20 protein-coding genes are annotated in these 17,578 nt (G+C 43.8%); 3 read left to right on the plus strand and 17 right to left on the minus strand.

Going from position 1 to position 17,578, the window contains the following annotated elements:
- Positions 1 to 6: 6 nt before the first annotated feature.
- The 3 genes from tadA to PSI22_RS12865 form a co-directional block, all read right to left on the minus strand.
- Entirely contained in the window at positions 7 to 531 is a 525-nt protein-coding gene (gene tadA, locus PSI22_RS12855; RefSeq protein ID WP_273580100.1) for a tRNA adenosine(34) deaminase TadA, read from the minus strand.
- A gap of 78 nt (positions 532 to 609) precedes the next feature.
- Complete coding sequence (locus tag PSI22_RS12860) at positions 610 to 1,254, minus strand: HD domain-containing protein (protein WP_273580101.1); 645 nt, start codon at positions 1,252 to 1,254, stop codon at positions 610 to 612.
- Positions 1,255 to 1,369: 115 nt separating this feature from the next.
- The gene (locus PSI22_RS12865; protein WP_273580102.1) at positions 1,370 to 2,266 is read right to left on the minus strand and encodes a DNA-3-methyladenine glycosylase family protein; all 897 of its coding nucleotides are present in this window, start codon (positions 2,264 to 2,266) and stop codon (positions 1,370 to 1,372) included.
- Between the two features lie 158 nt (positions 2,267 to 2,424).
- On the opposite strand from PSI22_RS12865, the gene PSI22_RS12870 reads away from it, so the two are divergent.
- A complete protein-coding gene (locus tag PSI22_RS12870; RefSeq protein WP_038186956.1) occupies positions 2,425 to 2,685 on the plus strand; it encodes a YfhL family 4Fe-4S dicluster ferredoxin in 261 nt (86 codons plus the stop codon).
- Positions 2,686 to 2,687: 2 nt separating this feature from the next.
- Here PSI22_RS12870 and acpS read toward each other — a convergent pair whose 3' ends face one another.
- From acpS to trmN, 12 genes are all read right to left on the minus strand, one after another.
- The gene (gene acpS, locus PSI22_RS12875; protein WP_038216278.1) at positions 2,688 to 3,068 is read right to left on the minus strand and encodes a holo-ACP synthase; all 381 of its coding nucleotides are present in this window, start codon (positions 3,066 to 3,068) and stop codon (positions 2,688 to 2,690) included.
- On the minus strand, positions 3,068 to 3,799 hold the full coding sequence (gene pdxJ / locus PSI22_RS12880) for a pyridoxine 5'-phosphate synthase (RefSeq protein ID WP_273580103.1): 732 nt from the start codon (positions 3,797 to 3,799) through the stop codon (positions 3,068 to 3,070). Before pdxJ ends, acpS begins: the two co-directional genes overlap by 1 nt.
- A gap of 68 nt (positions 3,800 to 3,867) precedes the next feature.
- Positions 3,868 to 4,605 (minus strand): DNA repair protein RecO, encoded by a 738-nt coding sequence (gene recO / locus PSI22_RS12885; protein ID WP_273580104.1) that lies wholly within the window; start codon positions 4,603 to 4,605, stop codon positions 3,868 to 3,870.
- Positions 4,606 to 4,614: 9 nt separating this feature from the next.
- Entirely contained in the window at positions 4,615 to 5,520 is a 906-nt protein-coding gene (gene era, locus PSI22_RS12890) for a GTPase Era (RefSeq protein WP_012989529.1), read from the minus strand.
- Positions 5,517 to 6,197, minus strand: coding sequence for a ribonuclease III (rnc, locus tag PSI22_RS12895; protein ID WP_012989530.1), 681 nt, complete (start codon positions 6,195 to 6,197; stop codon positions 5,517 to 5,519). Before rnc ends, era begins: the two co-directional genes overlap by 4 nt.
- A 186-nt stretch (positions 6,198 to 6,383) precedes the next feature.
- Positions 6,384 to 7,352 (minus strand): signal peptidase I, encoded by a 969-nt coding sequence (gene lepB, locus PSI22_RS12900; RefSeq protein ID WP_038198161.1) that lies wholly within the window; start codon positions 7,350 to 7,352, stop codon positions 6,384 to 6,386.
- Positions 7,353 to 7,372: 20 nt separating this feature from the next.
- Positions 7,373 to 9,169, minus strand: coding sequence for a translation elongation factor 4 (gene lepA / locus PSI22_RS12905; RefSeq protein ID WP_038186971.1), 1,797 nt, complete (start codon positions 9,167 to 9,169; stop codon positions 7,373 to 7,375).
- A 191-nt stretch (positions 9,170 to 9,360) separates the two neighbouring features.
- Positions 9,361 to 9,825 (minus strand): SoxR-reducing system protein RseC, encoded by a 465-nt coding sequence (gene rseC, locus PSI22_RS12910; protein WP_273580105.1) that lies wholly within the window; start codon positions 9,823 to 9,825, stop codon positions 9,361 to 9,363.
- Positions 9,825 to 10,784 carry a sigma-E factor regulatory protein RseB gene (rseB, locus tag PSI22_RS12915; RefSeq protein ID WP_273580106.1) on the minus strand — a complete coding sequence of 320 codons (960 nt, stop codon included), beginning with the start codon at positions 10,782 to 10,784 and terminating at the stop codon, positions 9,825 to 9,827. The genes rseC and rseB overlap by 1 nt, the downstream gene beginning before the upstream one ends.
- Before the next feature lie 21 nt (positions 10,785 to 10,805).
- A complete protein-coding gene (gene rseA, locus PSI22_RS12920; RefSeq protein ID WP_273580107.1) occupies positions 10,806 to 11,456 on the minus strand; it encodes an anti-sigma-E factor RseA in 651 nt (216 codons plus the stop codon).
- Between the two features lie 32 nt (positions 11,457 to 11,488).
- Positions 11,489 to 12,064 (minus strand): RNA polymerase sigma factor RpoE, encoded by a 576-nt coding sequence (gene rpoE, locus PSI22_RS12925; RefSeq protein WP_273580108.1) that lies wholly within the window; start codon positions 12,062 to 12,064, stop codon positions 11,489 to 11,491.
- Positions 12,065 to 12,352: 288 nt separating this feature from the next.
- Positions 12,353 to 13,093 carry a tRNA(1)(Val) (adenine(37)-N(6))-methyltransferase TrmN gene (trmN, locus tag PSI22_RS12930; protein ID WP_273580109.1) on the minus strand — a complete coding sequence of 247 codons (741 nt, stop codon included), beginning with the start codon at positions 13,091 to 13,093 and terminating at the stop codon, positions 12,353 to 12,355.
- Positions 13,094 to 13,236: 143 nt separating this feature from the next.
- On the opposite strand from trmN, the gene srmB reads away from it, so the two are divergent.
- Positions 13,237 to 14,580 carry an ATP-dependent RNA helicase SrmB gene (gene srmB / locus PSI22_RS12935; RefSeq protein ID WP_038186989.1) on the plus strand — a complete coding sequence of 448 codons (1,344 nt, stop codon included), beginning with the start codon at positions 13,237 to 13,239 and terminating at the stop codon, positions 14,578 to 14,580.
- Positions 14,581 to 14,676: 96 nt separating this feature from the next.
- On the opposite strand, the gene PSI22_RS12940 is transcribed toward srmB, so the two are convergent.
- Complete coding sequence (locus PSI22_RS12940) at positions 14,677 to 15,828, minus strand: Tle-like phospholipase domain-containing protein (protein WP_273580110.1); 1,152 nt, start codon at positions 15,826 to 15,828, stop codon at positions 14,677 to 14,679.
- A gap of 318 nt (positions 15,829 to 16,146) precedes the next feature.
- Between PSI22_RS12940 and ung the strand changes: the two genes are divergently transcribed.
- Positions 16,147 to 16,827 (plus strand): uracil-DNA glycosylase, encoded by a 681-nt coding sequence (gene ung, locus PSI22_RS12945; protein ID WP_273580111.1) that lies wholly within the window; start codon positions 16,147 to 16,149, stop codon positions 16,825 to 16,827.
- A 67-nt stretch (positions 16,828 to 16,894) separates the two neighbouring features.
- Here ung and grpE read toward each other — a convergent pair whose 3' ends face one another.
- Positions 16,895 to 17,476: a nucleotide exchange factor GrpE gene (gene grpE / locus PSI22_RS12950; protein ID WP_012989541.1), complete on the minus strand. Its 582-nt coding sequence runs from the start codon at positions 17,474 to 17,476 to the stop codon at positions 16,895 to 16,897.
- Between the last annotated feature and the right edge of the window lie 102 nt (positions 17,477 to 17,578).

Genomic DNA, 17,578 nt, shown 5'->3' on the forward strand with positions numbered 1-17,578 from the left:
AACCGATTATGGCGTTTCCTGCTGTTGTATTTTTAACTGTTTCAATGCCTTATGCTGCTCTCTGCGTTGTTTAAAGAATGTACTCAACATTGTGGCGCATTCTTGCGCCAGTACTCCACCAGTGATTTCAATCTGATGATTCATGCCCGGATGCCGCAGGATATCAATCAATGACCCGGCTGCACCGGTTTTCATATCACTTGCGCCATATACCAGCCGCTGTATCCGGCTATGCACCATCGCGCCTGCACACATAACACAGGGTTCCAGAGTGACGTATAGGGTCGTATTCAACAGACGGTAATTCTGCAATTCGATGCCACCACGCCGCAGGGCAATAATTTCTGCGTGAGCAGTGGGATCATGCTCGGTAATCGGATGATTATAACCTTCTGCAATAATTTTATTATCGGCAATCAGTATAGCCCCAACGGGAATTTCTCCCTGAGACTGCGCCTGCATTGCCAGCTCCATTGCTCGACGCATCCAGTATTCATCACTATATATTTCTGCACTATATATCTCTGTCACTACAGGTTCTCTTACTTATGAAAATCTCGCTAATTATAACTATTAGTCATTAATATTGATTCACTCATCTCAATTTGCTTATGTAACCTGAAATTCATTCAAAAAAGCCTCAAGAAAGTATTCCATACGTTCTGTTCTCTCACGAGCCATTTGCCTGCCCGTTTCCGTTTGAAAACCAGATTCTATTTTCAATAGCTTGGTATAAAAATGATCGAGCGTGTAGGCAGCGTCATTATATTCACGGTGTTTTGCCAGAGGATCGTGAAAATCATACAGTGCGGAGCGCATACGACCGGCAGTGTAAAAACAACGAGCAACACCAACCATCCCAATGGAATCCAATCGATCAGCATCTTGTACAATTTTGGCTTCCAATGTTCTAGGAGTTAAACCGGCTGAGAAACTATGAGCTTCAATGGCATGGCAAACAGCAGCGATATCTTCTCCACCCCACCCTAAATTTTTCAGTATCAATGCCGCTTTTTCTGCGGCCATATGAGAAGCAAGATGTCGATTGGGATCATTTTTTTCAACGCTGACGCAATCGTGTAATAAAACTGCGGCCAATACCCACTGTAAGTTTCCAGATTCAACCTCACAAATTCTCTTCGCGTTTCGCCATACTCTATGCAAATGGGCAATATCATGAGCGCCATCATCACCTTCTACTGCAATAGGCAAAAGTTGTTGAGCTAAATCTTCAAATGGTGAAAAAAATAACATCGCCAAAACCTCTCAATGAATGGAAAAGTTATCTTAACAAAGAGAGATAAGAATATTTACTTCTGTCTTGAATGCAGCTTCGATTTCTACATGAACCTGCTGGGATTTTCCCCCATCAATACCCACTACTGGACTGCTGCCTCCATAAATGTGCAGCCACAAGTGCCTTCCAAGGAGAAAACCCTGACAGCCATGCTTCTGTTTGCTCAGCGTTAACCTTGTCTTCCTGCCTGAGCAAATATTGGAGGTTGCGCCTTACAGCCACATCGCCATGTAGTGAACCATTTAAATAATTAAATCCGCGCAACAAAGCGTAATTGATTGTCCACATGCCAATTCCCTTAATGGCGAGCAGATTATCCGTAAGCCGTTTAATTTCACCTTCTGTTATGGCTAATTTCAACTCACCCGAATCAATTAATTGGCTAACATTCAGCAACGCATTGGCTTTACTGACAGAAAAACCACACTGGCGTAGATCGTGTTCTGAACACTGAATGATTTGCTCATGAGTCGGATGACACAACAATCCTGAAGAATGTTTAACGCCAATAGCCTGAATAAATCGCCTACGGATAGAAATTGCCGCATTTAAGCTAATTTGCTGACCAATAATTGCCCAACTGAGTGCTTCAAAAGGTGTTGCTGACTGATAAATTCGTAACCCCGCCTGTCTGGTAACCAACTCGCCAATAACCGGATCAGCTTGATACATAGATTCAAATTCTTCAACAGGCTGCAACAATCCCAGCATATGTGAAGCTAGTGTGGATAAAGCCTTCTCTGATTGATGTGCGTCACCACCATCAACCTCAAGCTGGATCTGCGCCCGGTGTTTATCAATAGATACAGTCAGTAAAGCCGGATTTCCGTGCCAAATAATTCCCTTTTTCATTCGACTTTGTTGCACTATTTCAGAAGCACCCTTTTCATCTCTGTGATGAAAGGCCAAAAAATCTTGGGTGTGATAATTATCCGGTAATATTATTTCCGTAAAAGAGCTTAGTTTCATGACAAAAACTCCAGAGACACACAGAATCGAAAGATATTATCACAATCATTCACAACAACTTAGTTGGAAGAAGACCTATAATTACTGGGGATTTTTTTGATTTTGTGTTACATTGCGCGATACTGAAGAACCAGAGAATAAATAGATATTTTTCTGAAATGGCGCTATTAATTACCAAACGCTGCATCAATTGCGATATGTGTGAACCTGAATGTCCCAATCAGGCCATCACAATGGGCGCAGAAATTTATGAAATTGACTCAGAACGCTGTACTGAATGCGTCGGACACTATGAAAAACCAACCTGCCAGTCCGTCTGCCCGATCACCAATACTATTATCCTTAACCCTGACCACCAAGAAACTGAAGAGCAACTGTGGGATAAGTTCGTGCTCTTACATCATGCAGATAAGATCTAAAATCAACTTTCCAATATCACCGTCGCACAGGCATAACGCCGTTCATCCGCTAATGTGACATGCAGGGATCTTACATTCAGTTTGTCAGCCAGAGTTTCTGCTTCACCATGAAGTTTTAATGTGGGTTTTCCCAAGGGATCATTAATAACTTCAAACTGATTGAAAGCCAGACCATTTCGAATACCTGTTCCCAGCGCTTTTGCGGCGGCTTCCTTAACAGCAAATCGCTTTGCAAGGAAACGAATCGGTTGGTTATGCTGCTGATATTGTTGCCATTCTCTGTCACTTAGAACACGTTTTGCCAAGCGTTCACCAGAACGCTCGACAATTTCCTCAACGCGAGAAATTTCAACTATATCTGTGCCTAACCCAACAATAGCCATTAACGGCGCGCTTCCCGCAACAACGTTTTCATATCGGCCACAGCAGCAGGCAAGCCACTGAATACGGCACGGCCAATGATGGCATGACCGATATTTAATTCATAAATCTCAGGTAAGGCAGCAATACGCTGTACATTGTGATATGTCAAACCATGACCCGCATTTACTTTGATGCCTTTACCAGCGGCGTAAGTCACAGCTTCTTTAATACGCAGAAATTCTTGTTCCTGCTGGGTATCATTTTCTGCATCTGCATACGCGCCTGTGTGGATCTCAATAAATGGCGCTCCCACTTCAGCCGCAGCGTCAATTTGCTGGTGATCTGCATCGATAAACAGGGAAACAAAAATACCTGCTTCCGATAAACGCTTAACGGCAGCAGCAATATGCACTTTTTGCCCTAATACATCCAAGCCACCTTCCGTTGTCACTTCCTGACGCGTTTCAGGAACTAAACAACAGAAAACGGGTTTGATTTGGCAAGCAATATCAATCATTTCATCGGTTACTGCCATTTCAAGGTTCATACGGGTTTGAATCGTTTTTGCTAATAGTTGAACATCTCTATCAGTAATATGGCGGCGATCTTCACGCAGGTGAACGGTGATTCCATCAGCTCCTGCTTGCTCTGCAACAAATGCAGCCTGTACTGGATCAGGATACTGTGTCCCGCGGGCATTACGTACCGTTGCAATGTGATCAATGTTAATACCTAATAATACCTCAGCCATTTTTAACTCCTGTAATAACATAAGATTCAAGAAAGTATACACTTGCCATAATAAAGAAAAATCACATTTTAATTTTCATTTTTCTGATTAGGGGTATCAGTTTTTTTACGTACGAATTGGCGAAATAATTCACGACTTTTTAAGGGTTTCCCCCCCAAATAAGGCTTCAGCGCAATGCGAGTAAAACGTTTAGCTGCTTTCAAGGTGAGCGAATCAGTAAATTCACCGGCTGCCAACGCTTTTAGTTCATTACCAGTAAAACTGAAGTGATCAACAACCAGGCTGGCAATAAAGCCTTTTTCTTCACGGTAACGATAAGTCATTGTATCTGACACAGGTTCACCACTACCTGCACAATGAAGATAGTCTACTCCATATCCCATATTGGTTAGCAAGGCGAGTTCAAAACGACGTAAAGCATATTCAGGCGTGTATTCACTCGCCGCAAGAATTTGTAAACATTGAAGATAATCAAAGAAAAGTGCAGGATATGCCGCGCCTTGTTCAAGAACTCTGGATAATAGCTCGTTTACGTATAAACCGCTGTATAGCACACTTCCTGTCAAGGGAAGCGCTAATGAGATAGGTTCGGCATCCCGCAATGTTTTGATTTCACCCCGTCCACTCCAACGAACAAGCAACGGGGTGAAAGGTTGCAGGCAACCTTTCAGATGAGAGCGACGACGGCGTGCACCTTTCGCTAAAACACGTACCCGCCCTTCATTTTCAGTAAAGAAATCCAGTAGTAAACTGGTCTCGCTGTAAGGGCGCCCATGAAGTACGAAAGCTCTCTGCCAGCCGTCCACAAATCAACCTTATAAGTCGTCGATGTAACCGAGGCTGCGCAGCGCTCGCTCATCATCAGCCCAACCCGCTTTCACTTTTACCCACAGTTCTAAATGAACTTTATTATCAAACAGCTTTTCCATATCCTGACGGGCTTCTATGCCAATCGTCTTGATTTTGCTGCCTTTATTACCAATAACCATTTTTTTCTGGCCTTCACGCTCTACCAGAATTAAACCGTGAATGGTGTAACCACCGCGTTCATTGGTAACGAATTGTTCAATTTCCACTGTCACAGAATAAGGCAGTTCATCACCCAGAAAACGCATCAGTTTTTCACGGATGATTTCTGATGCCATAAAACGCTGTGAGCGATCAGTAATGTAATCATCTGGGAAATGGTGTCCAGCTTCCGGGATATGAGCACGCACAATTTTGGCAATAGTATCAACGTTCATGCCTTTTTCTGCACTAATCGGCACAACATCAAGGAAATTCATCTGCTTGCTGAGAAAACCGATATGGGGCAGAAGGATAGCTTTATCTGTGACATTGTCCACTTTATTAATGGCCAATATCACTGGGCAATGCAAATTACGCAGTTTATTCACAACCATTTCGTCATCTGCTGTCCAGTGTGTACCTTCGACAACGAAAATAACCAGTTCCACATCACCAATTGAGCTGCTCGCCGCACGGTTCATCAAACGGTTAATAGCACGCTTTTCTTCTATGTGAAGCCCTGGTGTATCAACATAAATGGCTTGATAAACCCCTTCCGTATGGATACCCATAATACGATGCCGCGTCGTCTGGGGTTTACGGGAAGTGATGGATATCTTCTGGCCCAGTAACTGATTCAATAAAGTCGATTTACCGACATTGGGCCGCCCGACTATTGCCACAAATCCGCAATAGTTTTTTTCTTCGCTCATTCAAGCTCCAGTTGTTTTAATGCTTGTTCCGCAGCCGCCTGTTCTGCCTTGCGACGGCTGGAACCTACTCCTCTAACAGGTTGTTCAAATCCACTGATTTGACAGTGAATTGTAAATTCCTGATCGTGTGCTTCCCCACGAACCTGAACAACCAGATATGATGGCAACGGCAAATGACGCCCTTGCAGATATTCCTGTAAACGTGTTTTGGGATCTTTTTGCTTGTCGCCCGGGCTAATTTCATTCAAGCGAGTTTCATACCAACTCAATATAATCCTTTCAATTGTCTGAATATCGCTATCCAGAAAAATAGCCCCAATCAAAGCTTCAATGCTATCTGCTAAAATAGATTCGCGGCGATGCCCACCGCTTTTTAACTCACCTGGCCCCAAACGCAGACATTCACCTAACTCAAATTCTCTGGCCAGTTCAGCCAGCGTATTGCCTCGCACCAGTGTTGCCCGCATACGGCTCATATCCCCTTCATCAACACGGGGAAAACGGTGATAAAGTGCATTGGCAATAACAAAACTCAGGATTGAGTCGCCAAGAAATTCCAGACGCTCATTATGTTTACTGTTGGCACTACGATGAGTGAGCGCCTGAAGTAACAAATCATGCTGTATAAAGGTATATCCCAGCTTACGCTGTAACCTATTAATTATTATGGAGTTCATGTGCTACCAATTCAGTCAGAATTCATCAAAAAAGCACACGCAACAGACCTGTGGGGATAAACCCTACAAAACTGTTGCGTTTGCACTGGCTTCCTAAAATGTCCACCATCCTAGAAAGCCAGTCATCTCGTTTGGCAGAATATTCTACACTGTGAGATGAATTAATGCTTCGCTAATATATAAATATTAGTGAATTCCCCCAATTCGACTCAGACGTACGCCAGTAGGCCATTCGCCTTCCTGTTTTTCAAAACTTATCCAGATTGCTGTTGCTCGCCCTACCAGATTTTTCTCCGGCACAAATCCCCATACCCGGCTATCCGAACTATTGTCACGGTTATCGCCCATCATGAAATAATGGCCTTCAGGGACAACCCAAGTTCCAAGTGGCAACCCTGGCTGACTGAAAAACGGGATATTTGATGCTCCAGGGACAGTCAAAATGTGGTGTGACACATTACCTAAACGCTCAACCCGTTCCCCCTGGCGAATACTGTTTGATCCCAGTTGTTCTTCGATAGGAATGGGATAAACCCCTCTCATTGGTGCGCCTTCAGGAGTAATATCCTCTTTGATAGTCCATTCACTTGGAAACATATCTCGATAAGTAACAGGTAAATTCTTACACACCGTATTCCAACCACAACCAGGAAAAACCTGAAGTTCTTTATTTATGTCATCGTAAACAATTTTATCTCCAGGCAAGCCAATGACACGCTTTACAAAATCCAGACTCGGATTAACGGGATATTTAAAAACTGCAATATCTCCACGCTTAGGCTTACCTGTTTTAATCAAAGTTGTCTGTGTAATTGGATCTTTCAAACCATAGGCGAATTTTTCAACTAGGATGAAGTCCCCAATCAGCAGCGTTGGCATCATCGAACCTGAAGGGATCTGGAAAGGTTCATAAACAAAAGAACGCAGAAGCAAAACAATGGCTAACACAGGAAAGACAGATGCAAATGTCTCAACCCATGAAGGCTTATTAATCTCTGTAGCCAAAGCTTCCTGAGATTCCGCACCTGCTGCCTGTTCCTGAATCTGAGCAAGTTTTTTCCTGCGTTCAGGGGCGAATTTAAACCGATCTATACACCAGATAATACCGGTGATTAACGTTGCTAACGTTAAGATCAAGGCAAAAGTGTTAGCCATTTAGACTCCTTACAACCTTGTTAGTTATCTTTTCCAACATGCAGAATTGCTAAAAACGCTTCTTGCGGTAGTTCAACGTTTCCTACCTGCTTCATACGTTTTTTACCATCTTTCTGTTTCTGCAATAATTTTTTCTTACGGCTAACGTCACCGCCATAACATTTCGCAAGTACGTTTTTACGTAACTGTTTGACAGTAGCACGCGCAATAATGTGAGCACCGATGGCAGCCTGAATCGCAATATCAAATTGCTGACGCGGGATCAACTCTTTCATTTTGTCCACCAGCTCACGACCACGATATTGTGAGTTCTCACGATGAGTAATCAAGGCCAACGCATCAACACGTTCACCGTTAATCAAAACATCCACTCGTACCATGTCTGAGTGTTGAAAACGGATGAAATTATAATCCAGAGACGCATAACCACGAGAAGTCGATTTCAGACGGTCAAAGAAATCCAGCACAACTTCAGCCATGGGTATTTCGTAAGTCAGTGCAACCTGATTACCGTGATAAACCATATTAGTCTGTACACCACGCTTTTCCACACACAGCGTTATAACATTACCGAGGTATTCCTGCGGTAACAGCATGTTACATTCCGCAATCGGTTCACGCAGTTCTTTAATATTATTTAATGGCGGTAATTTGGATGGACTATCCACGTAAATAATATCATCACTGACTGTCTCAACTTCATAAACAACTGTTGGTGCAGTAGTAATCAGATCAAGATCATATTCACGTTCCAGACGTTCCTGAATGATTTCCATATGCAGTAAGCCCAGGAAGCCACAGCGGAAACCAAAGCCCAGTGCAGTAGAACTTTCTGGCTCGTAAAATAATGAAGCATCGTTTAGGCTCAATTTACCCAAAGCGTCGCGAAAGGCTTCATAGTCTTCAGAACTGATAGGGAACAGACCTGCATAAACCTGTGGTTTAACCTTTTGGAAACCTGGCAGCGCTTTGTCCGCTGGCTGACGCGCAGTTGTCAGAGTATCCCCGACTGGCGCTCCCAGAATGTCTTTGATCGCACAGACCAACCAACCTACTTCACCACAGTTCAATATGTCACGGTCGATACGCTTCGGTGTAAAGATCCCCAGACGGTCAGCGTTATATACCTGTCCCGTGCTCATCACTTTAATTTTATCGCCTTTACGCAATGTACCGTTTTTAACACGGACAAGCGAAACAACACCAAGGTAATTGTCAAACCATGAGTCAATAATCAAGGCCTGCAATGGTGCATCGGAATCGCCCTCTGGTGGCGGGATCTCTTTAACCAGACGTTCAATGACATCCTGCACACCCACACCTGTTTTCGCAGAGCAGCGGACGGCATCTGTCGCATCAATGCCAACAATGTCTTCGATTTCCTCAGCTACACGCTCTGGTTCAGCGGCGGGCAAGTCAATTTTGTTCAGAACAGGAACAACTTGCAGATCCATTTCGATGGCGGTATAGCAGTTAGCCAGCGTCTGAGCTTCAACACCCTGCCCCGCATCAACAACGAGTAAAGCCCCTTCACAGGCAGCCAGAGAGCGGGAAACTTCGTAAGAGAAGTCAACATGGCCTGGCGTGTCGATAAAGTTTAGTTGATAGACTTGTCCGTCAATTGACTGGTAATCAAGAGTGACACTTTGTGCCTTGATGGTGATACCGCGTTCACGCTCGAGATCCATTGAGTCGAGTACTTGTGCTGCCATTTCGCGATCGGACAGCCCCCCACAGATTTGAATAATCCGGTCAGATAGTGTGGATTTACCGTGGTCGATGTGGGCGATAATGGAGAAATTTCGTATTTGCTTCATTATTAAACTTTTTTTGCCTTAATATTTCTGAATCATTCGCCTATGGACACACAGATGGACATAAAGCGACAGTTTATAGGTTTGGCCACTGGCCAAAGAGGCGTATTCTACATGCCAAACCTGCGAAAACCTAGTCATGCCTGTGGTTTTCAGTATGACCAGAAAGTGAGAGCTGTTAATGGTAAAGCAGATTATTCCTGCTGTAGAACCTTAATCGTATCAGGAGGTAAACCAATTTGTAACACAACGGGCTGGTACGCTTGCTGATTATCCCAATACTTAGCTATCTTGCGGGCAAAGAAGAAACCAGTAACCCCGCCGACAACGCCTCCCATAACTACCCATAACTGGTCAGTTACCCAATATTGGAAGAGCAAGCCACCTAAGAACAACCCTAATAATGGGGTCAAATAAACTAACATTGCTGAACGCAGTAAGCTACTTTCAGGTATACCCACTTCTACTTTTTGACCAGGTTGAAGAGGTTGAGAAATTTCCAGTTCTAACTGATGAATATTCTCTGGCCCCAGTTTTTCCAATAAATAAGAGCCACAGACGGCGTTGGCCTGACAACTGCCACAACCTGAAGATGAGCCATAACGCAATAGTGCGCGACCTTTTTGCCAACGGACAACCGTCGCCCATTCTTTAACCATCAATGATCTCCCGTAAACGTCACACTTGTTACAATCTGCTTGGCGGTTGCGAAAGGCAGTTCGCCAACGATTGCAATGGTATTTTTACCTCTGACCAAAGTATAAACCGTTCGCCGACCTTGTCGAAATGGTTGTTTATTGACTACTTCTTTACCTGCATCGGCCACATTTACAGAAAATTGAAACAGTCCATCACTATACATGATGGATTCCAACGATTCTGTTTCTGATAGTTTGAGTCTATTACGGGAAATTTCTTTGAAACCTTCAGGTATTTTCCCCACCTGCCAATCGAATTTTACTTTTTCAGACGGCGAAATAGCCAGCATTGGCGGTAATTTCAAATCGACAATAGCAATCAGATCTTTTTTTATACTGTCATTCACTGTTGATGACACCACGCGGAATTGCTCAATAACAATATTATGATCCTTGTCCAACAGATCAATCAGCAAGGGAAGATGACTTTTTGCATCAATCAACAGGTTATAATTATAACGAGTTTCATCTTTCGATATGATACGAACAAAGTACACAGGATGATCACCAACATGGGTACTGCCCGCATCAATGAAGCGATAGTACTTCTGTAATCGCGAGAAATCCGCAAAAATAATCGGTGGAAAATAATCCACAATGTGGTTGCCACGTAGACTAAAAGAATCCAGGCCTGGCTCGTAATAGCTGATTTGGTTACCGCGTTGGATAATTTCGCGGCGCGATCCATCCATCTGTATGATTTGAGCAATGGGTTGACCATCGATAATAGCATGGCGGTAACGCAGGGGGATCAGAAGTTCTCGCTCTAAATTAATGAAAGCAAGCTCATAATTCAGAGTTTGTACGGCATTTCCCATACCCTGTAACAAAGCCTCGGTGCCGCTTTGCTGCGCCGAGGCTTTCAAAGGATTGAACAGGCTACCCGCCAACAAGAAGATGAAAAAACAAATATGTTTCATTAACTTCTCAGATACGTTTCATTATTGCTGTGGAGCCTGTTGTGTTTTTGCTCCCACAGACTGAGTATTATCAGCCAGTGGCAGCCTCTGGTTTTGTTCTGAATGAATGCGCCGGGAAAGTTCATACTGTTGTAGCATAGCATCAATACGTTTATTGCTTTCCCGCACTTGCATGTTCAAATCACTGCCTAAAGCTTCATCATCTACAGGCGCAGCTAAACCGACAGGTGAAGCGGAACCCATAACAGGCAATGTATTGAAGACTGGCGTATCAGATTGTGTATCCGCGTCAACACTGCCATCGCTGTTATATTGCTGGACTCCAATAATCACCGCCAGTGATACACACGCAGCAATGCCGACTTGTGTCATCTGGCTCGCCCACGGGCGAATTTTGTTCCAGAACGGCATTTTCTGCCATGTTTCAGGTTTTGGCTGAGATTCTGGAATAGCGGCTGGATTGATATGAATCGGCTCTTTTTCAAGCGCCAATGCGACTCGGCTCGCGATATCCAAATGTAATACATCACCTACATCACCACGCAATGTGTCACGGATGAGGTGATATCTTTCCCACTGTTTCTGCATCACAGTGTCTTCAGCGATCAAACGAACGACTTCACTATCAAGAGCTTCGCCATCCATTAATGCGGAAAGTTTCTCTCTTTGCATGCCAAAGTACCCTTCAATATTGTTTTGTCCCACTACTGTTGAATCAGCGGTTGGACTTTATTATCAATGGCTTCCCTTGCCCGGAAGATTCGTGAACGGACAGTCCCGACAGGACACTCCATGATGTCGGCTATTTCTTCATAGCTTAACCCGTCCAACTCTCTGAGCGTAATCGCTACCCGCAAATCATCCGGGAGCGATTCGATGGTACGGAAAACCACTTCCTTTAGTTCTTCAGACAACATTAAGTTCTCAGGGTTCGAAATTTCTTTTAATGAACTTGACGTATCATAATTTTCTGCATCGTTGGCATCCAAGTCATTGGATGGTGGGCGACGCCCCTGAGCAACTAAATAGTTTTTCGCAGTATTAACAGCAATACGGTACAACCACGTATAAAAAGCACTATCACCCCGGAAAGAATAAAGCGCACGATAAGTCTTGATAAACACCTCTTGAGCAACATCAGGAACGTCGCCTTGAGGTACGTAACGAGCAATCAGGCTCGCCACTTTGTGCTGATATTTTATCACCAGCAAATTAAATGCTTTCTGATCGCCCTTTTGTACCCGTTCGACCAGCATTTGATCCGTTAACTGCTCGCTCATCCGAGGCTCACTCTCCTGAGGTAAAACTCCACATTTATACTTAATTACGCCAGCCATGATGTCTTGCTTCCCGAACAAGCATGACTTTGAGTCTCTATTTCGTGTGAAGTTCAACTTTGATCGTAATTTTATCTTACAACCACCTGTTATTTCGTATCTCACCTTTTATGTATAGTACAAATCATAGTCTCTATTTCCCAGGGAATACGATTTTAAAACAAGAAAAAAGAACGATTCATTTCATTGCGTAATAAAACCCACATCATTACTCTATTGATAGTAACCTTGTTAATAATAAAGATAAAAATCTGTTATTAACTGACGAAACTCAGTTGAATATACGCCATCTGAGGCACGAATGGTCAATTCACTCACCTGAGTTTCCTGCCCTTGTCGAGAAAATGCCAGCAACAAGCGATGCAGCGGCTTATCCTGCCTATCACGAATATTGACACGATGATGAGTAAACCACCCCCGTTCTGCCGCCATTTGCTCAAATGTCTCGCCGATGTTATAGGGTAATACAACACAAAATAGCCCTGTGGCCTTAATCAAGTGTTCAACACAATCCAATAATCCACGATGCGTCAATGATCCCGTGTAACGCGCCTGACTACGTGCCTCATTCCTGCACGCGTTGGCAGGTTCAAAATAGGGCGGATTACTCACGATCAAATCATATTGCAAATGGTTTTGCTGAGTAAAATCATGAATATCCTGCTGATGCACTTTAACACGATCAGCCCATGGGGATTCCTGCACATTCTCGATTGCCTGTCTCGCAGCATGAGTATCCAGCTCCACGGCATCAATAACCGAATGATCATCAGTACGCTGTGCTATCATCAAGGCAACCAAACCGCTGCCACAACCGATATCCAGACATTTCTTCCGATTATCCACCGGAGCCCAGGCGCCTAATAACACGCCATCCGTCCCAACTTTCATTGCACATTTATCATGCCCAACAAAAAACTGTTTAAATGTAAAACCACCGCAGCGAAAAGCGGGTTTATGTATCAATCCCATGAATCATGTCTATTGAAATTAAAATAGGTCATAGCATAAATCTTATAGCCCACGGATAAAAGCGCCCTGCCCACAGGATATTTTTATAGGATGAAGAATACGCCTAACCTGTTTATAATCGGCGACCCAAATAGAGGTATATGATGACTGCGACAAACTTTTCCGAATTCGAACTTGATGAATGCCTGCTTAATGCACTCAACGAAAAAGGCTACGAACGCCCGACAGCAATCCAGGCTGAAGCCATTCCCCCTGCCATGGATGGCCGTGACGTACTTGGTTCAGCGCCGACTGGCACAGGCAAAACCGCTGCGTACCTGCTACCAGTTCTACAGCATTTACTGGATTTTCCACGTAAAAAATCCGGCCCACCACGTATCTTGATTTTGACCCCTACCCGCGAACTGGCAATGCAGGTTGCAGAACAGGCACAAGCACTTGCTGCTCATACTAATCTGGATGTCGCCACAATCACTGGCGGTGTTGCTTACATGAATCACGCAGAAGTGTTCAGTGAGAATCAGGATATTGTTGTCGCAACTACAGGACGCCTACTGCAATACATCAAAGAAGAAAATTTTGATTGCCGTGCGGTGGAAACGCTGATCCTTGATGAAGCAGACCGCATGCTGGACATGGGGTTTGCCAATGATGTCGAGACCATTGCCGGTGAGACACGCTGGCGCAAACAAACGTTGCTATTTTCCGCAACGTTAGAAGGCGAAACCATCCGTGATTTTGCAGAGCGCCTGTTAACCGATCCTGTTGAGATCGATGCAGAACCTTCTCGTCGTGAACGCAAAAAAATTCAGCAATTCTATTATCGAGCCGATAATCTGGAGCATAAAACCGCCTTACTGTGTCACCTTCTTCAGCAACCTGATGTAACAAAATCGATTGTTTTTGTGCGCAAACGCGAGCGCGTGCGTGAAATTGTCGATTATCTACATAAAGCAGGCATTCAGGCCTGTTTTCTTGAAGGTGAAATGGTGCAGACCAAACGTACAGATGCCGTCAAGCGACTGAATGATGGCAGAGTCAACGTTATGGTTGCAACTGATGTTGCGTCCCGCGGGTTAGATATTGAAAATATCAGCCACGTCTTTAACTTTGATTTACCACGTACTGCCGATGTTTATCTGCACCGGATTGGCCGTACTGCCCGTGCAGGCCGTAAGGGAACCGCCATTGCACTGGTTGAGTCTCACGATCATCCACTGCTTGGCAAAGTCACCCGTTATCTCAACGAACCATTGAAAGTACGGGTTGTTGATGAACTGCGCCCACAAACTAAAGCACCCAGTGAGAAAAAGAGCTATAAGCCTTCTAAGAAAGTGCTGGAGAAACGTAAAGAGAAGAAAAAGGTAGAAGAAGAAGCGAAGAAAACACGAGTGAAAGTTCGTCATCGCGATAGTAAAAATATTGGAAAACGCCGCACGCCTTCCGGTGACTCCAAACCAGAAACGTCAGAACCAACCAACGATTAATCTCACTGGCAAAAGCGGGCAAACAGCCCGCTTTATCATCTCTGACAAACAGAAACAATGGATTCAGCCTTACTCGTCATTCCATTTGTACGAATATTATACTGAATAATACTTCTCAAGCTGTTGTGAAACCAATTGATGACGCTCTTCCCTTAACTGTTCACTGATTTCGGCCTCATCCATATTCATCCCCCATGTATTCAAAGCCTGTTTTTGCATAGGAATAGCCTCGTTTTGCATATTGTCCCCAGTGGCAGCTATCATTTCACCTGCTTTATTCAACCAAGGTTTATGGACGGTTAGCAATTCCTGCACAGCTTCCATAAAATGCGCCTTGAATGAGTGAAAAGCATACCGATAGGCAAAAATGGAATCCAATATCCCTTCCGGTTCGTATTCATATTCAAGCAGAATTTTATTTCCCATGGGCTGGGGAATTGGCAAGGTTTTTTGCAGATTATCAAGCCAGTCATGTTCAACAATATAATTCCGGATTAACCCATTTTCTGCTACTTCACGACTTGCTTCCGGTGATAACCCCATACTTTTCAATGTCGAATCTGACACACCGGCAGCATTAAAAATAACTGCGGGTTTTCCTGTTGTCAGCGCCGCCACAGATGCCAATCCTCCCCCCATTGAATGACCCGTGAAAATGACATTTTCACCGAATGCCTTTAACGCTGCCTGTGCCAACTTTACAGCCTGACCATATTGCTCTTCTTTAAATCCAAGCCCTTGACGAATACTTGCCATGAAATCCTGTATTTCGTTCGAGCCAGTAAATGACACGATATATAAGCCCTTATTTCGATAAACGCCTGCCTGAAATCCTGTTGAACTATCCTCCAAGATAGCAGGATCAATGCCCGCTTTTGATATTTCATCTTTCGTAAGACGCACATAATCACCAATTCCCATGCTATTCATACGGTAAACATCACGGGTGACCAGTGACAGATCATAATCGATGCGTTTAGAATGTTTTCCTGCAATATCATTGGCATGTAATTCAGGTAATGCCATGGCACTTAGATGCCGATCGCGAACCAATGATTGATAAAGATTATTATTTTGCTGAGTATTTTCTGAAAGCGAAATTGTTGTGGGTTGTGTTGTGGAATGGGTCTCGTCAGCCTTATCAGGTGGTGATTTGACTGGAGAACTCGATTGAAGCTGCAGTGGACTTCCCTGTAACGAATAAATCCCTAATTCACTGAAAAAACTGCCATTTATTGATAAAGTCATAAAACTCTCCTACAGATTATTCAGGTTAGGCATAATTAACAAACCTAAACTCTCTATCGGCAGAGATCTGTAACACATTAATAACAAATTTAATTTTTATTTAACAAAATTAATATCCATATATAATGAAAGGAATATCAGTAAATGATTTTTTATGAGAGAAAAACACGAAATTATTTTTATAAATTTTCAAAATAATTTATAAAATCAGAATTTCATCCTATCAATTAGCTTCAGATGAAGATCAGAGGGTTTCCCTATGCGAAGGGAATCGGTAAGCTTAAGCCTATCTGACAATCATATAGAAAGGGATTCGCGATGCCCGCCTCTCTCACATGGCACGAAGTCATCGGCCATGAAAAAACACAGCCCTATTTCGTTGACACATTGACCTATGTTGCCAATGAACGTAAGGCCGGAAAGACGATTTATCCGCCACAGCAGGATGTTTTCAATGCATTCCGCTATACTGAACTGTCCGATGTAAAAGTCGTGATTTTGGGGCAAGATCCTTACCACGGCCCAAATCAGGCCCACGGTCTGGCCTTCTCAGTACAGCCTGGTATTCCTGCACCACCTTCTCTTGTCAACATGTATAAGGAGCTGGAATCGGATATTGCTGGGTTTAGCCGCCCTAATCATGGCTGCTTGGTCAGTTGGGCAAAGCAAGGCGTATTGCTGCTCAATACGGTGCTGACCGTTGAACGTGGCAATGCACATTCACATGCTAATTTAGGCTGGGAAATCTTCACTGACAAAGTCATTGCGGCAATCAATGAACATCGTCGCGGCGTCATTTTCCTACTTTGGGGTTCCCATGCCCAGAAAAAAGGACACTTCATCAATACCCAACAGCACTATGTCCTGAAAGCACCACACCCTTCGCCTTTATCAGCCCATCGCGGTTTTCTGGGATGCAAACATTTTTCACAGGCAAACAGCCTGCTGGAAGATCAAGGATTGACGCCAATTGATTGGTATCCCACACTGCCTGAGTGACAATAGAATAACCACAAAAATGCCGCCCTGTGTATGGCGGCATTGTAATCACAAGATAGCGTAATTTTTATTTAGAAACAGCAACCATTGCAGGGCGCAATAAACGACCATTCAAGGTATAACCTTTCTGCATCACTAACATAACGTGATTGGGTTCATGTTGATCGGATTCCATCATGGTCATCGCCTGATGTACTTCAGGATTGAAAGGAACATTAGTGTCACCCACCACTTCAATGCCGAATTTACCTACAGCATTAGTGAATGATTTCAATGTTAACTCAACGCCTTCAATCATTGGCAACAGCGCGTCATTAGAGCGATCAACCGCTTCCAGTGCACGTTCCAGATTGTCGATCACGGGCAGAAGTTCATTGGCAAAACGTTCCAGTGCGAATTTATGTGCTTTTTCTATATCCAGTTCTGTGCGACGACGGATATTTTCCACTTCAGCACGAGCACGTAACATTGCATCGCGTTCGCCAATTTGAGCCTGTTTTAGCTGTTCTTCCAACTCGGCAACACGCGGGTCAACAATGCTCTCAGTCTCTGGCGTGTCTGCCTTTTCTGCATCCATTTGTTGCTCAAATACATTTTCTGTATTTTCTGAGACTTGCTCGTCAGGTACTTTTTGGTCTTTACTACTCATGAATATCTCCGCGTATTTTGTATTATTTGCGCTACTCCCGCTTATTATGGGGATCAAAACAAGGGATTCAAGGGAACAATCATATTGTGAGGGCAAAACCAT

This window comes from Xenorhabdus aichiensis, from assembly GCF_028598775.1.
In the GTDB taxonomy this organism is placed as follows: domain Bacteria; phylum Pseudomonadota; class Gammaproteobacteria; order Enterobacterales; family Enterobacteriaceae; genus Xenorhabdus; species Xenorhabdus bovienii.